The following is an 18903-nucleotide window of genomic DNA, read 5'->3' on the forward strand; positions in this document are numbered from 1 at the left end:
CCCGGTGGGCGAGAACCTCGAGCTGCTCGACGCCTACTGGCGGGCGGCGAACTACCTGTCCGTCGGCCAGATCTACCTGCTGGACAACCCGCTGCTCCGCGAGCCGCTGCGCGCCGAACACGTCAAGCCGCGGCTGCTGGGGCACTGGGGCACCACGCCCGGGCTCACCCTGCTCTACGCGCACCTCAACCGCGCGATCCGGGCCCGGGACCTGAACGCGCTGTTCGTGACCGGCCCTGGGCACGGCGGCCCCGGGCTGGTCGCGAACGCCTACCTCGAGGGCACGTACTCGGAGGTCTATCCCTCGGTCACCGAGGACGTCGACGGGATGCGGGCGCTGTTCCGGCAGTTCTCCTTCCCCGGCGGCATCCCCAGCCACGTCGCGCCGGAGACCCCCGGCTCGATCCACGAGGGCGGCGAGCTCGGCTACGCCCTGCTGCACGCCTACGGCGCGGTGTTCGACAACCCGGACCTGCTGGCCGTGTGCGTCGTCGGTGACGGCGAGGCCGAGACCGGCCCGCTCGCCGCGAGCTGGCACTCGAACAAGTGGCTCGACCCGCGCCGGGACGGCGTGGTGCTGCCGGTCCTGCACCTCAACGGCTACAAGATCGCCAACCCGACGGTCCTGGCCCGGATCCCGACCGACGAGCTGGCCGCGCTGCTGCGCGGCTACGGCTACGCGCCCCGGTTCGTCACCGGGGACCAGCCGATGGCCGTGCACGAGGAGCTGGCGCTGACCCTGGACGAGGTGCTTGACGAGATCGCCGCGATCAAGGCGGACCCGCCGGCGCGCCGGCCGACCTGGCCGATGATCGTGTTGCGCACCCCGAAGGGCTGGACCGGCCCGAGGGAGGTCGACGGGACGCGGGTCGAGGGCACCTTCCGGGCCCACCAGGTCCCGCTGGCCGGCACCCGGACCGATGCCGGGCACCGCGCGCAGCTCGAGGAGTGGATGCGCGGCTACGAGCCCGAGACGCTCTTCGACGAGACCGGGCGCCTGCGGCCGGAGCTGCGCGCGCTCGCGCCCGAGGGCACGCGGCGGATGAGCGCCAACCCGCACACCAACGGCGGGCTCGTCCTGCGCGACCTCGCCATGCCGGACTTCCGCCGGCACGCCGGCACGCCGTCACGGTGGACCGGCCTGGCGTGGAGAGCAGCCCGGCGACCACCGTGCTCGGCGAGTTCCTGCGGGACGTCGTGGCCCGCAACGCCGACCGGTTCCGGCTGTTCGGGCCGGACGAGGTCGCGTCGAACCGGCTGCAGGCGGTCTTCGACGTGACCGACCGGGCCTGGAACGCGGCGGTGGAGGAGGGCGACGACCACCTCGCCCCCGGCGGCCGGGTGCTGGAGGTGCTGTCCGAGCACCTGTGCCAGGGCTGGCTGGAGGGCTACCTGCTCACCGGCCGCCACGGGCTGTTCACCAGCTACGAGGCCTTCATCCACATCGTCGACTCGATGCTCAACCAGCACGCCAAGTGGCTCAAGACCACCCGTGCCATCCCGTGGCGGGCCCCGATCGCCTCGCTGAACTACCTGCTGTCCAGCCACGTCTGGCGCCAGGACCACAACGGCTTCTCCCACCAGGACCCCGGCTTCCTCGACCATGTGATCAACAAGAAGGCGGAGATCACCCGCGTCTACCTGCCACCCGACACCAACACCCTGCTGTCCACGATGGATCACTGCCTGCGGTCCCGGCACTACGTCAACGTCGTCGTCGCGGGCAAGCAGCCGCAGCTGACCTACCTGTCCATGGACGAGGCGGTCGCGCACTGCTCGCGGGGGCTGGGGATCTGGGACTGGGCGGGCACCACCGACGGCGACCCGGACGTCGTGCTGGCCTGCTGCGGGGACGTCCCCACCCTGGAGACCCTGGCCGCGGCGAGGCTGCTGCGCGAGCACTGCCCGGACCTGAAGGTGCGCGTGGTGAACGTCGTGGACCTGATGCGGCTCCAACCGGACCGCGAGCACCCGCACGGCCTGTCCGACGACGAGTTCGACGCCCTGTTCACCCCCGACAAGCCGGTCGTCTTCGCCTTCCACGGCTACCCCTGGCTGATCCACCGGCTCACCTACTCCCGGCGCAACCACCACAACCTCCACGTACGCGGGTACAAGGAGGAGGGCACCACGACCACGCCCTTCGACATGGTGATGCTCAACGACCTCGACCGGTTCCACCTGGTCATGGACGTGATCGACCGGGTCCCGAGCCTCGGGGCGCGGGCGGCGCCGCTGCGGCAGCGGATGGTGGACGCCCGGCTCGCCGCCCGGGCGTACACCCGCGAGCACGGCGAGGACGATCCCGCGATCGCGCAGTGGACGTGGCAGTGAGGACCGGCCGGTGAGAGTGCTCGTCGTCAACGCGGGCTCGTCGAGCCTCAAGCTGCGGCTGCTGGGACCGACCGACGAGGTGGAACACACCGCGGACATCGAGCCGGACATCGAGCCGGGCGCGGACCTCGAGTCGGTGCTGCGGGAGTGGCCCGAGCCGGACGCCGTCGGACATCGGATCGTGCACGGCGGTACCCGGTTCGTCGAGCCCGTCCGGATCGACGAGGAGGTCCGGAAGGAGCTCGAGGACCTGACGGCGCTGGCCCCGCTGCACCAGCCCAAGTCGCTGCGGGGGGTCGACGCGGTGACCGCGCTGCTCCCCGGGGTCCCGGCGGTGGCCTGCTTCGACACCGCCTTCCACACCACGATCGGCGACGCCGCGGCGACCTACGCGGTGCCGCGGGAGTGGCGGGAGCGCTACGCGATCCGCCGCTACGGCTTCCACGGTCTGTCCCACGCCCGGTGCTCGGCGCGCACCGCCGAGCTGACCGGTGCCAGACGCATCGTGACCGCGCACCTCGGCGCAGGCGCCTCCCTGTGCGCGGTGGTCGACGGGCGCAGCGTCGACACGACGATGGGTTTCACCCCGCTGGAGGGCCTGGTCATGGCCACCCGCTCGGGCTCGGTCGATCCCGGCCTCGTGCTCTGGCTGGAGGAACACGAGGGCCTGAGTCCCCACGAGGTGGCCGAGACGCTGGAGAACCGGTCCGGTCTGCTCGCGCTCGCGGGCACCGCCGACATGCGGGAGGTCCCGGCGGACTCGCTCGCGATGGACGTCTACGTCCACCGTCTCGCGGGCGGGATCGCGGCCATGGCCGCCGCCGCGGGCGGGATGGAGGCGCTGGCGTTCACCGGCGGGGTCGGCGAGCACTCGGCCGTGGTGCGGGCGCGGGCCGCGGAGCGGCTGGCGTTCCTGGGGGTGGCCGTCGACCCGGCCCGCAACGACACGACCGACGGCGAGATCACCTCCGCGACCGCACGCGTGCGCACCCTCGTCGTGCCGGCCAGGGAGGATCTCGCGATCGCCGCGGGCACCCGGGTCGCGCTGGCCTGACGCCCACCGCGCCGAGAGTTCGGGCGAGCCGCCCGGCGCGGCCTCGTCACCGACGCCTCCGGAACCCACCGCGGCGCCGATCGTCGGGTGCGGAGCGGTCGAGGCGGAGCGCGAGGGCCGGGCACGCGGCGACGGCGGCCCGGGCGTGGGGGAGGAGGTCGGCGGGGATCTCGGCGTCGAGCGGGGGGTCGAGCAGGGGGTCGAGCAGGGGATAGCCCCACTCGTCGAGCGTGATGCGCTCGGGGAGCAGGTCGGCGCACAGGCCGTGGCCCACGCAGGCGACGGGGTCGACGCGGAGCCTCATCGCCGCAACCCCGGGAACAGGGGGGCGGCCGCCGCGCCGCGGCAGGGGCGACCGGTCAGGTGGCGGTGCAGGTCGTCGCCGAAGACGCGCAGGGCGCTGTGCGCCAGGCGGGCGGCACCGTCCGGGAGCGCGCAGGCCCCGCGACCGGTGACCAGGTCGAGTCGTCGCCGCACCCGGTCGTGGGCGGGGTGGGCGTCCGGCGCGGCCGCGGCGATCAGGGTCAGGTCGCCGGCGACGTCACGGAGCCCGAACCGGCAGGGCCCGCACTGGCCCGCGGACTGTCCCGCCAGGAACTGCAGCAGGTGCGCGGTCTGGGTGAGCCCGCAGGCCCGGGCGGGCAGCGCTAGCAGGACGGGGACGCCGAGCGTCGAGCCCGCGGCGCGGAGGGCGGCGTGGTCGAGCGGGGTGTCCACGGCGGCGGCGGGCAGCCACGCCCCGCCGTAACCCCCGGACAGGACCGCCTGCACCGGCTCGGTCGGCCCGCCCGCCAGGTCGAGCGCCGCGCGCACCGCGGTGCCGGCGGGCACCTCGACGACGCCGGGTGCGGCGACGGCCCCGCCCGCGGTGACGAGCAGGGTGCCGGGCAGCTCGGGGTGGCCGACGGACCGGAACCAGTCGGGCCCGTTCCGGGCGATCAGCGCGAGGTGGGCGAGGGTCTCGACGTTGTCGACGAGCGTGCCTGCGGCGGTCCGACGGGTGGGGAGCGGCAGTGCGGGCCCGCCGTGCAGGAACCGGACCAGGGCGGTCTCCTGGCTCGCGACGTAGCGGTCGGGGACCTCGACGACCCTCACCGGGACCCGGTCGGTCCGCCCGGCGAGGTGCCGGCGCAGGCCGGTCGCGTCGGGGACGGCGAGGACCGCGTCGGTCGCACCGAGCGCGTCGGCGACGAGCGCGAGGCCGTCGAGGACCAGGTGGGGTGAGCACGCGAGCAGGGCGGCGTCCTTCTGGGACGCCGGTTCGCCCTCGGCTCCGTTGGCGACGACGGTCCGCCTGCGGCCGCGGACCGCCCGCAGCTTCGTCGCGGTCGGGAACCCGGCTCCGCCGCGTCCGCGCAGGCCGGCGGCCTCGACGGCGGCGACCAGCGCGTGGGGGGAGGGCGAGGGGAGGGGGCCGTGGCGCTCGAGGTGCGCGGCCAGGGCGTCTCGGCGGTGCGAGGCGGGCGGCCGGGCGAGCAGGCGCGGGGCGGCCGCGGGCGGGGCGGTCACGGCCGGGTTCCGACGGTCGTGCGACGGACCAGCCCGACGCCGACGGCCGCGACGCAGGCCAGGGTCAGGGCGAGGACCCACCACGTGGTGGTGTCGGCTCCGCCGAGGCCGATGCCGTGCAGGACGGCGACCGGCCAGCAGACGTAGGCGGCCCGGTGCACGGCCCGCCAGGCGCGCAGGCCGAGACGGACGCGCAGCAGGCTGGTCACCAGTACGGCGAGCAGCAGGTCGAGAGCGACGGTGCCGAGCCCGAGCCACCACGGCTCGTAGGCGGAGGTGAAGGGGAGCAGGACGTCGAGCCAGGCGATCGGGACGTACCCGTCGAGCACCGCGGTGAGCACGTGCAGCGCCACGAACGCGACGGCGAGCATCGACAGGTTGCGGTGCAGGCGCTGCACGGCGAAGCGGCGCCAGCGGGCCGAGGCCGCGCGGGTCACGCCGCCGATGCCCAGCAGGACGCTCCCGCTCAGCAGCACCAGCGAGACCAGCCCGGCGGCGCGACTCGCGTACCAGGTCCACATCAGACCCACCCGCCCACGCGGGTGACCCGACCCGCGGTGTCGACCAGCCGGGACGGCAGGCCCGCCGCGTCGAGCCAGTCCGCCGCGTCGGCGCCGCGGACGAGCGCGGCGGTGGCGGCGGTGTTCGCGTCGAGGCAGGTCGCCGCGGCCACGGTGACCGTGCGCCACGGGCCGGCGGTCGGCAGCCCGGTCCGCGGGTCGACGACGTGGTGGCGGACGAGGCCGTCCCGCAGCCAGCGGCGGCGGGTGGTGCCGGAGGTGGCCAGGCCGCCGTCGTGCAGGGACACCACGCCACCTCCGTCCTCGAGGCCGACGAGCCAGCCGCCCGCGGGTGCGGGGCCTGCGACGGCGAGGTCCCCGCCCAGGTTGACCAGGACCCCGGTTCCGGTGTGGGCGGCGATCCGGGCTGCGGAGTGGTCGGCGGCGAGGGCCTTCGCGGTGGAGCCGAGGTCGATCCGGATCCCGCGGGGGATCACGACGGTGCGCCCGCACCTGCTCAGCCGCCACCAGCCGGGCGCGGGGCGTGGGTCGACCGGCCCGTCGGTGAGCGCGGCGAGGTCCCGGTCGTAGCCCAGACCGGCCAGACAGGTCCCGACGGTGGGATCGACGCGGCCGCCGGTGAGTGCGGCGGCGCGCAGGGACGCGTCGAGGTGGGCGGCGAGCAGGGGGCTCACCTCGACCTCGGCGCCGGTCTCGGCCCGGCGGATCTCCGAGTCGGGGCGGAAGCGGGAGCAGGCCCGGTCCAGCGCGGCGAGGTCCGCGCGCAGCAGGGCCACGGACCCGTCGAGCACCTCCGGGTCGGTGACGAGGACGGTGGCGGTGGTGCCGATCGCCGGGAAGGAGCAGGCCGCGGGCTCGGCGAGCGTCCCGGTCACGAGGCCCCCGAGGTGGTGTGCGAGCGTGCGCCGTGCGAGGCCTGCGGTGCGGTGGTCGGCGCGGTCAGCCCACCGGCCCCGCTGCCGGTCCGTGGCGCGGTGGTGGGCGCGGTGGTGGGCGCGGGGGTGGCGCTCGTGGGCGTCGGGGTCGGGGAGGTCGTGGTCGCGGCGGTCGCCGGGGTCTGGGACAGCACGACGGCGGCCAGCGCGGTGGCGGCGACGCCGCCCGCGGCCGTCCAGCCGGTGGCACGGGCGACGCGACGGAGCCCGCGGTCCCGCGCGACCACCCGCGGGTCCGGGTCGGAGGGAGGCATGGGGCCAGTCGACCGGAGATTTCTTGGAGCCTCGTGGGAACGCGGTGTGCGGGCATGATGGCGCCGTGACCGAGGTGCTCCCGCGGCTGCTGCTCGTCGAGGACGAGGCCGAGCTCGCCGCCCTGCTCACCGGGCTGCTCGTCGAGGAGGGCTACGCCGTCGACGTGGCCCCGGACGGGCACACCGGGCTGCACTACGGGCTCAGCCGGAGCTACGACGTCGCCGTCCTCGACCGTGGGCTCCCCGCGGTCGAGGGGCTCGACCTGCTGGGGCGCCTGCGCCGCAACGGGATCACGACCCCGGTGCTGGTGCTCTCGGCGCTGGGCCACCCCGCCGACCGGGTCGCCGGGCTGGACGCGGGCGCCGAGGACTACCTGGCCAAGCCGTTCGACATCGACGAGCTGCTGGCCCGACTGCGGGCGCTGCGCCGCCGCCACCTGGACACCGCCCGCACGCTGCGCGTCCCGGGCGGTCGTCTGGATCTCGACGCCCGCGAGGTCCACACGGATACCGGTCCGGTCGCCCTGTCGCAGCGCGAGGCGGAGCTGCTCGGGACCCTGGCGGCCCGCCCGAGGCAGGTCTTCACCCGCGAGGACCTGCTCGTCACCTGCTTCCCCGAGGCGGAGAACCCGGTCATCGTCGACACCTACGTGCACTACCTGCGGCGCAAGCTGGGCAGGCCCGTCGTGGACACCCTCCGAGGGCGGGGCTACCGGCTCGGTGCGCTGTGACCACGGGGGAGCGGGGCCTCGCCAGGCGGGCCGCCGTGCGGCTGGGCGCGCAGGCCGCCGGGCTGGCCGCCGTCCTCGTGGTGGTGCTGACGACGGTCGCGGTCGTCGTCCTGGTCGAGGCCCAGCGCGCCCAGGTCACCGCCCAGCTGGACGGCGCGATCGCCCGTGCGGACGACGTCGAGGACCCTCCCGCCGGGATCTTCCTCCTGCTACGGGGACCCGGCGGTGCGGTCGAGGCCTCACCGGGGCTGCCCGACGGCGTCGCGGACTCCGCGGCCCTCGCCGAGGCCGCCGCCGGGGGTGACCCGCCCGCCGTGGAGCGGAACGTCGGCGAGGTCCAGTTCGAGATCGCGACGCAGCGGCGGGCGGACGGGACGACCGTGCAGGCGATCCTCGATCTGACCGCCAACCACGCCGAGCGCAACCGGCTGCTGGCGACGATGCTGGTCACCGGCCTCCTCGGGCTGCTCGGCGCCGGGGCCGCCGGGACCTGGCTGGGGTACCGCGCCCTGGCCCCGCTGTCGGCGGCGCTCGCCCTGCAGCACCGGTTCGTCGCCGACGCGGGCCACGAGCTCCGCACCCCGTTGACCCTGCTCGGCACTCGCGCGCAGATCCTGCGCCGCAGGCTGCGCCGGTCGTCGGACCCCGACGAGGAGGCGCTCGGGGAGGCCGACGGCGTGGTCGCCGACGCCGCCCGGCTCACGGCGATCCTCGAGGACCTCCTGCTCGCCGCCGACCCCCGCTCCGCGCGGGCCACCGAGCCCGTCGACCTCGCCGCGGTCGCCCACGAGGTCGGCCGAGCCGCGGGCGGTGCCGTGCGGGTCGAGGCGGACGCGCGGGCCGTGGTGCGCGGCAGCCCGGTCGCGCTCACCCGGGCGTTGACCGCGCTGGTCGACAACGCGGTCCGCCACGCCCGCAGCGCGGTGACCGTGGCCGTGCAGGCCGACGGGGGTCGGGCCGTGGTCGACGTGACCGACGACGGCGACGGGGTGGACCCGGCCGCGGCCCCTCGGCTGTTCGAGCGGTTCAGCACCGGGGCCCGGCCCGGTGATGCCGGGCGCCGCCGCTACGGCATCGGGCTCGCTCTGGTCGCGGAGATCGCCGCGGCCCACCACGGGCGTGTCGAGCTCGTGCCCACCCCGACCGGTGCCACGTTCCGTCTCACCGTGCCGCTCGCCTGAGCCCGACCGGGCCCGCCCCGCCTCCAAGGATCTTCTGAGGATCGGCCACGACGATCGGCGCCGTGCCCACGTTCCTGTTCGGCCTGCCGCTGCACCCCCTCGTGGTGCACGCGGTCGTGGTCCTGGTCCCCGTCGCGGTGCTCGGCGCGCTGGCCGTCGCGCTCTGGCCCGCGGCGCGGCGGCGGTGGGGGTGGGCGGTGGTCGTCGTGGTCGCCCTCGCCACGGTGTCGGTCCCCCTCGCCACCAGCACCGGAGAGGGGCTCGAGCACAACCTGCCCCGCTCCGCCGCGATCGCGACCCACGCCGAGCTCGGTGACCAGCTCCTCGTCGTCGTGGCCCCGCTGCTGCTGGTCGTGCTCGCGCTCGTGCTCGTGGAGCGGTCCCGCCGGGCGGAGGGGCCCGGCTCCGCCGTGGCCGTGCGCGGCACGGTGCGGCGCGTGGCGATCATCGGACTCGCGGTGGCCACCGTCCTGCTCGCCGGCGCGGCCGCGGTGCAGGTCGTCCGGATCGGAGACAGCGGTGCGCGGGCGGCCTGGGGCGACATCCAGTACACCCCACAGCCGCGATCGCGGTGAGGGCCGGTGCCCTCCGCGAGGCCCTGACCCACCACGCCACCGCGCGGATCGACGATCGATACTGAGTCTCAAACTGAGACTGAGTATGCGTGGAGCTACTGTGACTCTGGACACGGGCACCGATCCAGGCCGCGCACCCGGTACGGCGGCCCGGGCCCGTCCTCGTCCGACCCGGTCGTGCATCGAGTCCGGCGGCGGGGCGGGTCGAGTACCGGCCGCCCGGCGTCGGACCAGCGTGGGTGAGGGGACGACGCCGCGGCGGCCGGTCCCACAGCGACCGTGAGGAGTGGACGTGAGTCGACAGAGTCTGGGCAGGGCTCATCAGAAGATCCAGGAACTCGCCTGGGAACCGCAGTACCACGAGCCGTACATGAAGTACGGAACCGACTACACCTTCCGGAAGGCGGCGAAGAAGGACCCGCTCAAGCAGGTCCTCCGGAGCTACTTCCCGATGCAGGAGGAGAAGGACCACCGCGTCTACGGAGCGTCGGACGGCGCGGTCCGCGGCAACATGTTCCGCCAGGTGCAGGAACGCTGGATGGAGTGGCAGAAGCTGTTCCTGTCGATCATCCCGTTGCCCGAGATCAGCGCGGCGCGCTCGATGCCGATGCTGTTCCACGTGGTCCCGAACCCGGAGCTGCACAACGGTCAGGCGATCCAGATGATCGACGAGGTCCGGCACTCGACGATCCAGCAGAACCTCAAGCGCCTGTACATGAACAACTACATCGACCCGGCGGGCTTCAACAACAGCCTGCGCGCCTTCCAGAGCGACTACGCGGGCACCATCGGCCGCCAGTTCGCGGAGGGGTTCATCACGGGGGACGCGATCACCGCCGCGAGCGTCTACCTCACCGTCGTGGCCGAGACCGCGTTCACCAACGTCCTGTTCGTGGCCATGCCCGCGGAGGCCGCGGCGAACGGCGACTACCTGTTGCCGACCGTGTTCCACTCGGTGCAGTCGGACGAGTCCCGCCACATCTCCAACGGCTACGCCACGCTGCTGATGGCGCTCTCGGACGAGGACAACCGCCAGCTCCTGGAGCGGGACATCCGGTATGCGTGGTGGAACAACCACTGCGTGGTCGACGGCGCCATCGGCGTGTTCATCGAGTACGGCACCAAGGACCGGCGCAAGGACCGCGAGTCCTACGCCGAGATGTGGCGCCGCTGGATCTACGACGACTACTACCGGTCGTACCTCGTCCCGCTGGAGAAGTACGGCCTGGTCATCCCGCACGATCTGGTGGAGGAGGCCTGGAGCCGGATCTGGGACAAGGGGTACGTGCACGAGTTCGCCCAGTTCGCGGCGGCGGGTTGGGTCGCGAACTACTGGCGGATCGACGGGATGACCGACGAGGACTTCGAGTGGTTCGAGTACAAGTACCCGGGCTGGTACGACAAGTACGGCGCCTGGTGGGAGAACTACAACCGGCTCGCGGTCCCGAACGGGCACAACGCGATCGTGGCCGAGAACGTCGACTACGTGTACCCGATCCGCTGCTGGACCTGCATGGTCCCCTGCCTCATCCGTGAGGACATCCAGACCGCGGACGTCGACGGGCAGCACCGGGCCTACTGCAGCGAGACGTGCAAGTGGACCGACGTCGAGGCGTTCCGTCCGATCTACCAGGGCCGGGAGACCCCGAACATGGGCCGGCTGGTCGGCACCCGCGAGTGGGAGACGCTCTACCACGGCTGGAACTGGGCCGACGTCGTCTCGGACCTCGCCTACGTGCGGGACGACGGGAAGACCATGGTGTCGCAGCCGCACCTGGACCTCGACCCGAAGAAGATGTGGACGCTCGACCACATGCGGCGGATGCCGCACTTCCAGAGCCCGTTGACGCTGTTCAACGAGATGGACGACGCCGGACGGGCCGCCTACGTCGCGGACTACCGGCGCCAGGGTCCGGCGGGGAGGCCCGCCCCCGCCTCCTGATCGGTCAGGACGTCCGGTGGCGGCCGGGCTCTCTCCGGGCCCGGCCGTCAGTCGTGCGGTGCGGAGGACCTCCCCGCGAACCGCAGGGCGACGTCCGGCCGCTCCGCCAGGTCGGCGGGGAAGTTGTCGCCGAGCCGGAACTCGACCCGCGCGGCGTCGAGGGGCTCGCCGCATCCCGAACACACCGAGTCCGCCCTGACGTCGAGGCCGCAGGCGGAGTGGTGCAGGACGACCGGCGGCCCCGTGCCGTCGTCGAGCCAGCGGTCTCCCCACGCGATCATCGCGGAGAGCACGCCGAAGAGCTCGCGGCCCCTCGGGGAGAGCAGGTACTCCTTGCGCGGTGGGTTGTCCTGGTAGAGCCGGGTCGTCAGCACGCCGGCGTCCACCAGCTTCCGCAACGTCCGGGACAGGGCGTTGCGGCTGATCCGCTGGTTGCGGTGGAAGTCCTCGTACCGGCGCACGCCGAGCACCGCGTCCCGAAGGACGAGCGGGGTCCAGGGATCGCCGATCAGCTCGGTGACTCGCGCGATCGAGCACGGGAAGCCGGACTCCGTCGGCGACATGCCTTCATCGTAGTTCGTTCGGCCACCGCCGCCTGCCGGCTCGGCGCGGGTGCTCACGGTGGTCACGTGGGGGTGTCCCCGGCGGTGGCGTAGCGGGCGCGCAGCTCCGGCTTGCGGATCTTGCCGGTGGCGGTCTTGGGCAGCTCGGCGGTGAACTCGACGCGGTGGGGCACCTTGAAGCCGGCCAGCCGCGCGCGCAGGGCGGTCCGGATCCCCTCGGGGTCCACCGCGGAACCCGGTGCGGGGACGACCACGGCCAGCCCGACCTCGCCCCACCGCGGGTCCGGAACCCCGATGACGGCGGCCTCGAGCACCTCCGGCAGCTCGAGCAGGGCGGACTCGACCTCGGCGGGGTACACGTTCTCCCCGCCGGAGATGATCATGTCCTGGTAGCGGTCGCGGATGTGGAGGTAGCCGTCCTCGTCCATCGTGCCCGCGTCCCCGGAGTGGTACCAGCCGTCCACGACCGCGGCCGCCGTCGCCTCGGGGTCGTTCCAGTAGCCGGCCATGATGTTCGGCCCGGAGAGCACGACCTCCCCGATCTCACCCGGGGCGCACTCGGTCCCGTCGCCGCGGACGACGCGGACGTCGACGAAGAACTGCGCGCGGCCCGCGGAGCCGACCTTCGCCACGGCGTCGGCGCTGTCGAGGACGGTGCCCGACGGCGCGGACTCCGTCATCCCGTACGCCTGCTGGACCGTGATGCCGCGGTCCAGCCAGGTCCGCAGCAGGGGGAGCGGCAGCGGGGCGCCCGCCGCGCCGACGGTGCGCAGCGCGGACAGGTCGACGGCGTCGAAGTCCGGCTGCCTGCTGAGGGCGTCGAGCATGGTCGGGACCGCGAAGAACGACGTCACCCGCTGCTCGACGATCACCCGGAGCGCCGCCTGCGGGTCGAAGCCGCGGAGCAGGACGACGCACCCTCCGCGCAGCAGCGTGGGGTTGAGGGTGCCGTTGAGCCCGCCGATGTGGAACAGCGGCGCCAGGCCCAGCGTGCGTTCGTCCGGGGTGAAGTCGAAGCCCATGACCTGGTTGAGGCACGACCAGGTCATGTTCGCGTGGGTGAGGGTGGCGCCCTTGGGCCGCCCGGTGGTGCCGGACGTGTACATGATCAGGCAGGGGTCGTCGAGGGAGACCGCCTCGTCGCGGAGCACCGGCTCCACGCCGGACAGCAGCCGCTGCCAGTCGAGGGACCGCGCGCCGCCCTCCACCGGCGGCTCGACGGCCGCCCAGTGGCGCACGGCCGGGAGCTGTGGCCGGAGCACGTCCGCCGTCGTCCCGTGCTCCCGGCCGTGGACGACGACGCTCGCGCCGGAGTGCTCCAGCACGTACCGCGCCTCGGGGGCGGTGAACCGGGCGTTCACCGGCACCCAGATCGCGCCGAGTTGACCGCAGGCGTAGAGCGTCTCCAACGCGGACGGGTGGTTCGCGCCGAACCAGGCGACGCGGTCGCCCCGCCGCACGCCGAGGGCGTCCAGGGCCGCGGCCGCCCGGCGGACGCGGTGCGCGAACTCGCCGTGGGTGGTCGTGGCCCCCTCGAACCAGATCGCGGGCTCGTGGGGGGACAGGCGCAGCCTGCGCTCCGGCCAGCTGCCCAGGCCCGCGTTCCTCATCGCAACCCCAGGGCGCGGATCGCGTTCTCCTTCATGATCAGCGGCCGGACCTCGTCCTTGATGTCGAGGGCGGCGAAGTCGCGGATCCACCGCTCGGGCCGGATGAGCGGGTAGTCCGACCCGAACAGGACCTTGTGCTTGAGCAGGCCGTTCGCCGCCTTGACCAGCTGCGGCGGGAAGTACTTCGGCGACCAGCCGGACAGGTCGATGTAGACGTTGGCCTTGTGCGTGGCCACCGAGATCGCCTCGTCCTGCCACGGCACCGACGGGTGGGCCATGATGATCGTGAGAGCGGGGAAGTCGGCCGCGACGTCGTCGAGCAGCATGGGGTCGGAGTAGCGCAGCTTGATCCCGCGCCCGCCCGGCAGACCCGCGCCGATGCCGGTCTGCCCGGTGTGGAACAGCGCCGGGACGCCCAGGCCCTGCAGCTCCTCGTACAGTGGGTAGACCGCGCGGTCGTTCGGCTCGAAGGCCTGGATGGACGGGTGGAACTTGAACCCGCGGACCTCGTGCTGCTCCACCAGCCTGCGGGCCAGCCGGACGCCGGCGGCGCCGCGGGCCGGGTCGACCGAGGCGAACGGGATGAGCACGTCGGGGTGCTGCGCGGCGAGGTCGGCGATCTCCTCGTTCGACAGCGCGGGGTGCCCGGTGGCGTGCTCGACGTCGACGGTGAACACGACCGCGGCCATGTTGCCCGCCCGGTAGTCCGCCGCGATGTCCGGGACCGTCGGGTCGTAGGGATCGCCCTTGAAGTACGCCGACGCCGCCTCGTTCAGCTCGTCGTCCAGCGCCTTGTGGCCGTGCAGGTCGGCGTGCACGTGGGTGTGCACGTCGATCGCGACCAGGTTGTCGAGGTCCAGTCGGAGGGTCACTTCGGAGAACTCCTCGAACGACGACGGTGAGGACGGCGGGCCGGTGGTCCGCGCGGCGTGACACCCGCACGCTAGGGCGATATCGTTGAGATTGTCAATGATTGAGGAGCCTATGGATCCGGGTGCGCTGGCGGGAGACGTCGGCTTCCTGCTGTCCCGTACCAGCGGGCTCGTCGTGCGCGCTGTCAACGCCGGCCTGGCGGGGCACGGGCTCCGTGTGCGGCAGTACTCCGTGCTGGTCCTCGCCGCCGACTCGGGGGACGGCGTGTCCCAGCGGGACCTGGCGATCACCCTCGGGCTCGACCCCAGCCAGATCGTCCTGCTCGTCGACGAGCTGCAGGCGGCGGGGCTCGTGGAACGCCGCCCCGCGCCCGCCGACCGGCGCACCCGCCTCGTCGCCGCCACCGCGCGCGGCAGGCGGGTCCGGCGGGCGGCGGTCGAGGGCGCGCACGAGGGCGTCCGCCGACAGCTGGGCGCACTCTCCGACGAGGAGCAGGAGACGCTGCGCGCCCTCCTCGAAAGGGTCGTCGCCACCGCCGAGCCGGAGCCCTGACCGCGCGGTCAGGAGGGTCTCCCGGTCCGCAGCACGCTGTCGGCCCGGAGTCGACCGTGCTCGTCCATGTCGGCGAGGACCGCGGGTAGGCCGTCGGTCAGCATCCTGCGCCGGACGGAGCCCAGGATCCGGGACATGGCGAACCCGCCGATCCCGGTGAACCCGGTGTGTCGGTAGGTGAACCGGGTCCCGGTGGAGTGCGGCTCCAGTCGGTAGGACACCAGCGTCGTCTCGCCGCCCCCGCCGTCCACCCAGCTGAAGCGCAGCAGGGCGGGCGGACGGCTCTCGAGCACCTCGCACTCGACCACCCCGCTCCAGCCGGGCAGGGGTGCGGCCACCAACTGGAAGTGCGTGCCGCGGGTGGGTGCGAAACCGACGGGGCGGGCCCCCCGTCCGGTCGCGGTCCGGTACGGGACGAGGTCGGGATCGGTGACCGCCTGCCAGGCCCGCTCGACGGGGTGGGGGTAGTCCCGCACGATCGTGATGTCGGACATGGAGCCTCATCCTCCCGATGACCTCTGCCGCACCAAAGGTACAGCAACAGAAGAAATATAGCGGCGGTAGTAAGCTGGCTCCGTGGGGACGACGACCGAGCCGGGCGAGGGCCTCCGGGAACGGAAGAAGCGGCTGATGCGGCAGCAGCTCTCCGACACGGCGGCAGAGATGTTCCTCGCCCGCGGCTTCGACGCCGTGCGTGTCGCGGACGTCGCCGCGGCCTGCGGCGTCTCGGAGAAGACGGTCTTCAACTACTTCCCGAGCAAGGAGGCGCTGCTCCTGGACCGGCTGGAGGCGACCCCGGAGGCGCTCTCGACCGCGCTGGCGCGGACGGAGGTCACGCCGCTGGAGGCGACGCTCGGCGTCCTCGCGGACGAGCTCGCCTCCGCTCTCGGGAGTGTCGCCGGACCGGATCGCGCGGGCGCCGTCGCCGCCCACCTCCGCTTCGGCGACCTGATCGACCAGACCCCGGCGCTGAACGCCTACCGCAGCGCGATGACGGAACGGTCCGTCGCGGTCGCCTGCCGGGCTCTCGCGAGTCGCACCGGCGGTGCCCCGGACAGTCCGGAGCTGCTCATCACCGCGGCGGCGCTGGTCGGTCTGTGGCGGGTCCAGGCCAGCAGCCTGCGACGGCATCTCGAGCGCGGCGGCGATCCCGCCGGGCTGGGCCCCGCGGTCACCGCCGACGTCGAGCGGGCCGCCCGCGTCCTGGAGCGGGGACTCGGTGGCTCCGGCCACGCAGCGGCTCTCCTCCCGTCCCGGCCCGGCCGTGTGCGACGCTGAGCGGCGTGTACCAGGTCGGGGCCTTCGAGAGCTCGGAATGCGTCTCGCTGGGCTGGCAGTCGACGGTCGCGTCGCTGCACGGAGCGATGTCGATCCGCAGCGCCGCAGACGGCCCCTACACCGGCCGGCTCGTGTGGCAGGCGAGCCGCTCCTACTCGGTCGTCCGCTGGCGCGGCGCGCCCGAGCAGCTCCGCCGTGGTGACGCCGACCTCCGGGACGACCCGCGGGCGACCTTCGAGGTGCTCGCCCCGGTCCGTGGCACGGTGACGATCGAGTCGGGCGCTCGTGAGCTGACCGTGGCCCCGGGAGAGCTCCTCGTCCTGCCGATGGACCGGCCGATGGTCTGCACGCACGAGACCGCCTGCGAGGCCGTCTGCCTCATCGCGCCGGCCCCGCGCGTCCGCAGCCGCCAGGAGACGGGGCAGGACGTCCTGCGCGTCGATCGCCGCGGTGGCCTCGGCAGCGTCGTCTGGAGTGCGCTGGAGGCGTTGGTCGCCGAGCGCGCCGCGCTGGACGTGACCGGGTTCGACGCGGCGTGCGACCGGCTGCTGGACCTCGTCCTGCTCGCCGCCGGGCGGGCCGACGGCGGCTCCTCCGCGGCCCCGAACGCCGAGCTCGTCGCCGCCGTCCGCCGGGAGGTCCGCCGCCGCGTCTCCGACGTCACGCTCGACGGCGCCTCCGTCGCCGCCGCGCTGTCCTGGTCGCTGCGCCACGTGCAGGCGGTGCTGGCCCGTTCCGGCACGACGATGAGCGAGATCATCCGCGAGGAGCGCCTCGACCGCGCCTGGTCGATGGTCACCGACCCGCACCGGCGCACGTCGCTGTCCCGCATCGCCGCCGAGTGCGGCTTCTCCACGCACTCGATGTTCTCGACCGCCTTCCGCGCGCGTTTCGGCACGACGCCTCGGGACGCGCGTGCCGCCACCGTCGTGCGCTGAGCCGCAAGGACCGTGCGCGGTGCCGCAAACCGCCGCGGCCCGTCCCGCCTAGCGTCGAGCCATGAAGATCGCGATCACCGTCGATGAGCTGATCCTCTGGGACGGAACGCCGATGCCCCCGGGGTACACGGCCGCCACCGTCATGGACGGGATGCTTCGGGCACTCCGGGAGCACCGGGTCGAGGGCGTGTACGGGTTCGCGCACACCAGCCCCGTCGCGGACCGGCCGGACGACCGGCAGATCCTCGAACGATGGTGTGCGGCGGGCCATCACCTCGGCAACCACACGCACCACCACGCCTGCCTGAACTGGGTCGGTGCCCAGCGCTACTGCGACGACGTCCGCCTCGCCGAGGACGTCCTCGGCGACCTGCTCGAGGCGGCGCCGACGCGGTACTTCCGCCACGCGATGGACATGACCGGCCCCAGCGAGGCCCGCCGCGGCGAGGTGGAGGGCTTCCTCCGCGCGCAGCGGTACACGACCGCGCCGATCACCGCCTGGTTCGGCGACTTCGCCTGGACGGCTCCCTACGCCCGGGCGCTCCACGCCGGGGACCGGGATGCGGCGGCCATGCTCCGCACGTCGTTCGTGGAGACCGCCGTGGCGCGGTTGCACGACCACGCCGAGGCCGGTCGCCGCCTGTTCGGTGCGGACCTGCCCCTCATCTGGCTGGTGCACGGCACCGCGCTCGCGCAGGACGTCCTCGGCGAGATCCTCCGACGGTTCGCCGACGAGGGGGTGGAGTTCATCCCGCTCGACGACGCCATGCGCCACCCGGTGCACCGCGTCCACTCTCCGGTCACGCCGCTGTTCCGCAACCACCTCGAACGGATCGCGCTGGCCGCCGGTGACGAGGTCCCCGCGCCGCCGCCCGAGGCCGTCGCGCAGGTGGTCACGTCGGGGCTCGCGGAGGGCGAGGACCCCATGGCCGTGTACGATGCGATCCTGCGCCGCATCGTCGACCGGGTCGACGGCACCTGGAACTGGAGCTGGGCGTGAACTCTCGCGAGGTGCAGCTCGTGCGGCGCCCCACCGGAGCCGTCGACGAGACGCTGTTCGGCGTCGTCGAGGTCGACGTTCCCGCGCCGCGGGAGGGCGAGCTCCTGGTGCGGTCCGTCGCGCTCAGCGCGGACCCGTCGATGATCCCGCGGCTGAGCGTGGACACCTACGCCCCCGCGTTCGGGCTGGGCCGGGCCGTCGAGTCGCGCGCCGTCGGGCAGGTCGTGGAGAGCCGCGCGGACGGGACGGCCGCGGGCGACTGGGTCGTCCACAGCGGCGGCTGGCGGGAGCTCGCGGTCGTCGACGCCGCCACCGTCCGGCGGATCCAGCCCTCCGCGGACATCGGGCCCGAGGCGTGGCTGCACGCCCTCGGCGCATCCGGGCTGACCGCGGCGGTCGGGATCGACGTCGTCGCCCGGGTGCGGCCCGGGGACGTCGTCTGGGTCTCGGCGGCGGCAGGCTCGGTGGGGCTCGTCGCCGCCCAGCTCGCGCAGGCCCGCGGGGCCCGCGTGATCGGCTCGGCGGGTGGCGCGGAGAAGACCGCGTACCTGAGCCGGCAGGTCGGGCTCGACGCCGTCCTGGACCATCGCGCAGGCCCCATCGCGGACCAGCTCGCCGCCGCAGCGCCCGAGGGGATCGACGTCTACTTCGACAACGTGGGCGGCGACCACCTCGAGGCCGCGCTCGACCGGCTCACGATCGGCGGCCGCATCGCCGCCTGCGGGATGATCTCCGGCTACGGCAGGCGGCAGACCGGACCGGCGAACATCGCCAACGTAATCGTCCGGAGGCTCCGGCTGGAGGGTTTCCTCGTCACCGACCACCTGGACCGAGCGGCTGCCGTCGAGGCCGAGTTGCGCGAGCTGATGGTCGGCGGCCGCCTCCGGGTCCCGGTCACCACGTTCGACGGCATCGAGCAGGCGCCGGCCGCCCTGCTGTCACTGCTGCGCGGCGGCAACCTCGGCAAGACGATCGTGCGCCCGCGGCACGGTTCGACCGACTGAACCGCTCCCGCCCCGCGGGTCACCGCTGCCGGAGCAGGGGGAGCAGGTG

19 protein-coding genes and 1 pseudogene are annotated in these 18903 nt (G+C 74.0%); 11 read left to right on the plus strand and 9 right to left on the minus strand.

Going from position 1 to position 18903, the window contains the following annotated elements; genetic code table 11:
* The first annotated feature begins 4 nt into the window (after positions 1-4).
* Positions 5-2334: pseudogene (locus L3X23_RS07640) on the plus strand (phosphoketolase).
* A gap of 10 nt (positions 2335-2344) precedes the next feature.
* Positions 2345-3388, plus strand: a complete 1044-nt coding sequence (locus L3X23_RS07645) for an acetate/propionate family kinase (RefSeq protein ID WP_237191401.1) — start codon at positions 2345-2347, stop codon at positions 3386-3388.
* 46 nt (positions 3389-3434) lie between these two features.
* Here the strand turns inward: L3X23_RS07645 and L3X23_RS07650 are convergent, their stop codons facing one another.
* Genes L3X23_RS07650 through L3X23_RS07670 form a run of 5 tightly spaced genes read right to left on the minus strand, consistent with a single transcriptional unit; the run spans position 3435 to position 6607 of the window.
* Entirely contained in the window at positions 3435-3692 is a 258-nt protein-coding gene (locus L3X23_RS07650) for a ferredoxin (RefSeq protein ID WP_237191402.1), read from the minus strand.
* Positions 3689-4897, minus strand: a complete 1209-nt coding sequence (locus L3X23_RS07655; RefSeq protein ID WP_237191403.1) for an NADH-ubiquinone oxidoreductase-F iron-sulfur binding region domain-containing protein — start codon at positions 4895-4897, stop codon at positions 3689-3691. Before L3X23_RS07655 ends, L3X23_RS07650 begins: the two co-directional genes overlap by 4 nt.
* Positions 4894-5418 (minus strand): ferric reductase-like transmembrane domain-containing protein, encoded by a 525-nt coding sequence (locus L3X23_RS07660; RefSeq protein ID WP_237191404.1) that lies wholly within the window; start codon positions 5416-5418, stop codon positions 4894-4896. Before L3X23_RS07660 ends, L3X23_RS07655 begins: the two co-directional genes overlap by 4 nt.
* On the minus strand, positions 5418-6293 hold the full coding sequence (locus L3X23_RS07665) for an FAD:protein FMN transferase (protein ID WP_237191405.1): 876 nt from the start codon (positions 6291-6293) through the stop codon (positions 5418-5420). The genes L3X23_RS07660 and L3X23_RS07665 overlap by 1 nt, the downstream gene beginning before the upstream one ends.
* On the minus strand, positions 6290-6607 hold the full coding sequence (locus L3X23_RS07670; protein WP_237191406.1) for a hypothetical protein: 318 nt from the start codon (positions 6605-6607) through the stop codon (positions 6290-6292). The genes L3X23_RS07665 and L3X23_RS07670 overlap by 4 nt, the downstream gene beginning before the upstream one ends.
* Before the next feature lie 65 nt (positions 6608-6672).
* Here L3X23_RS07670 and L3X23_RS07675 point away from each other — a divergent pair, with 65 nt between their 5' ends.
* The 4 genes from L3X23_RS07675 to L3X23_RS07690 all read left to right on the plus strand — a co-directional run bounded on the left by L3X23_RS07675 (position 6673) and on the right by L3X23_RS07690 (position 11036).
* Positions 6673-7338, plus strand: a complete 666-nt coding sequence (locus tag L3X23_RS07675; protein ID WP_237191407.1) for a response regulator transcription factor — start codon at positions 6673-6675, stop codon at positions 7336-7338.
* The gene (locus tag L3X23_RS36055; protein ID WP_237191408.1) at positions 7335-8519 is read left to right on the plus strand and encodes a sensor histidine kinase KdpD; all 1185 of its coding nucleotides are present in this window, start codon (positions 7335-7337) and stop codon (positions 8517-8519) included. Before L3X23_RS07675 ends, L3X23_RS36055 begins: the two co-directional genes overlap by 4 nt.
* 62 nt (positions 8520-8581) lie before the next feature.
* Positions 8582-9094 (plus strand): DUF2231 domain-containing protein, encoded by a 513-nt coding sequence (locus tag L3X23_RS07685; protein WP_237191409.1) that lies wholly within the window; start codon positions 8582-8584, stop codon positions 9092-9094.
* Between the two features lie 307 nt (positions 9095-9401).
* Positions 9402-11036: a methane monooxygenase gene (locus L3X23_RS07690; protein WP_176921135.1), complete on the plus strand. Its 1635-nt coding sequence runs from the start codon at positions 9402-9404 to the stop codon at positions 11034-11036.
* A 47-nt stretch (positions 11037-11083) separates the two neighbouring features.
* Here the strand turns inward: L3X23_RS07690 and L3X23_RS07695 are convergent, their stop codons facing one another.
* The 3 genes from L3X23_RS07695 to L3X23_RS07705 form a co-directional block, all read right to left on the minus strand.
* Positions 11084-11599 carry a helix-turn-helix domain-containing protein gene (locus L3X23_RS07695; RefSeq protein WP_237191410.1) on the minus strand — a complete coding sequence of 172 codons (516 nt, stop codon included), beginning with the start codon at positions 11597-11599 and terminating at the stop codon, positions 11084-11086.
* Between the two features lie 62 nt (positions 11600-11661).
* Positions 11662-13209, minus strand: a complete 1548-nt coding sequence (locus L3X23_RS07700; RefSeq protein ID WP_237191411.1) for a long-chain fatty acid--CoA ligase — start codon at positions 13207-13209, stop codon at positions 11662-11664.
* Entirely contained in the window at positions 13206-14069 is an 864-nt protein-coding gene (locus L3X23_RS07705) for an amidohydrolase family protein (protein ID WP_237197953.1), read from the minus strand. Before L3X23_RS07705 ends, L3X23_RS07700 begins: the two co-directional genes overlap by 4 nt.
* A 124-nt stretch (positions 14070-14193) precedes the next feature.
* Here L3X23_RS07705 and L3X23_RS07710 point away from each other — a divergent pair, with 124 nt between their 5' ends.
* Positions 14194-14634 carry a MarR family winged helix-turn-helix transcriptional regulator gene (locus L3X23_RS07710; RefSeq protein WP_237191412.1) on the plus strand — a complete coding sequence of 147 codons (441 nt, stop codon included), beginning with the start codon at positions 14194-14196 and terminating at the stop codon, positions 14632-14634.
* An 8-nt stretch (positions 14635-14642) separates the two neighbouring features.
* Here L3X23_RS07710 and L3X23_RS07715 read toward each other — a convergent pair whose 3' ends face one another.
* Positions 14643-15128: an SRPBCC domain-containing protein gene (locus L3X23_RS07715; RefSeq protein WP_237191413.1), complete on the minus strand. Its 486-nt coding sequence runs from the start codon at positions 15126-15128 to the stop codon at positions 14643-14645.
* Between the two features lie 82 nt (positions 15129-15210).
* Here L3X23_RS07715 and L3X23_RS07720 point away from each other — a divergent pair, with 82 nt between their 5' ends.
* From L3X23_RS07720 to L3X23_RS07735, 4 genes are all read left to right on the plus strand, one after another.
* Positions 15211-15912, plus strand: coding sequence for a TetR family transcriptional regulator (locus L3X23_RS07720; RefSeq protein WP_237191414.1), 702 nt, complete (start codon positions 15211-15213; stop codon positions 15910-15912).
* A 5-nt stretch (positions 15913-15917) separates the two neighbouring features.
* Positions 15918-16850: an AraC family transcriptional regulator gene (locus tag L3X23_RS07725; RefSeq protein WP_237191415.1), complete on the plus strand. Its 933-nt coding sequence runs from the start codon at positions 15918-15920 to the stop codon at positions 16848-16850.
* Positions 16851-16911: 61 nt separating this feature from the next.
* Positions 16912-17850 (plus strand): polysaccharide deacetylase family protein, encoded by a 939-nt coding sequence (locus L3X23_RS07730; RefSeq protein ID WP_237191416.1) that lies wholly within the window; start codon positions 16912-16914, stop codon positions 17848-17850.
* Positions 17847-18854 carry an NADP-dependent oxidoreductase gene (locus L3X23_RS07735; RefSeq protein ID WP_237191417.1) on the plus strand — a complete coding sequence of 336 codons (1008 nt, stop codon included), beginning with the start codon at positions 17847-17849 and terminating at the stop codon, positions 18852-18854. The genes L3X23_RS07730 and L3X23_RS07735 overlap by 4 nt, the downstream gene beginning before the upstream one ends.
* Positions 18855-18903 lie beyond the last annotated feature (49 nt).

Source organism: Pseudonocardia sp. WMMC193, from assembly GCF_021728735.1.
Classification (GTDB): domain Bacteria; phylum Actinomycetota; class Actinomycetes; order Mycobacteriales; family Pseudonocardiaceae; genus Pseudonocardia; species Pseudonocardia oroxyli.

Bases quoted from the DNA above. Each gene is read 5' to 3' on its own strand.
- L3X23_RS07650 (WP_237191402.1), bottom strand. From the start codon at position 3,692: ATGAGGCTCCGCGTCGACCCCGTCGCCTGCGTGGGCCACGGCCTGTGC.
- L3X23_RS07660 (WP_237191404.1), bottom strand. From the start codon at position 5,418: ATGTGGACCTGGTACGCGAGTCGCGCCGCCGGGCTGGTCTCGCTGGTG.
- L3X23_RS07670 (WP_237191406.1), bottom strand. From the start codon at position 6,607: ATGCCTCCCTCCGACCCGGACCCGCGGGTGGTCGCGCGGGACCGCGGG.
- L3X23_RS07695 (WP_237191410.1), bottom strand. From the start codon at position 11,599: ATGTCGCCGACGGAGTCCGGCTTCCCGTGCTCGATCGCGCGAGTCACC.
- L3X23_RS07700 (WP_237191411.1), bottom strand. From the start codon at position 13,209: ATGAGGAACGCGGGCCTGGGCAGCTGGCCGGAGCGCAGGCTGCGCCTG.
- L3X23_RS07710 (WP_237191412.1), top strand. From the start codon at position 14,194: ATGGATCCGGGTGCGCTGGCGGGAGACGTCGGCTTCCTGCTGTCCCGT.
- L3X23_RS07715 (WP_237191413.1), bottom strand. From the start codon at position 15,128: ATGTCCGACATCACGATCGTGCGGGACTACCCCCACCCCGTCGAGCGG.
- L3X23_RS07730 (WP_237191416.1), top strand. From the start codon at position 16,912: ATGAAGATCGCGATCACCGTCGATGAGCTGATCCTCTGGGACGGAACG.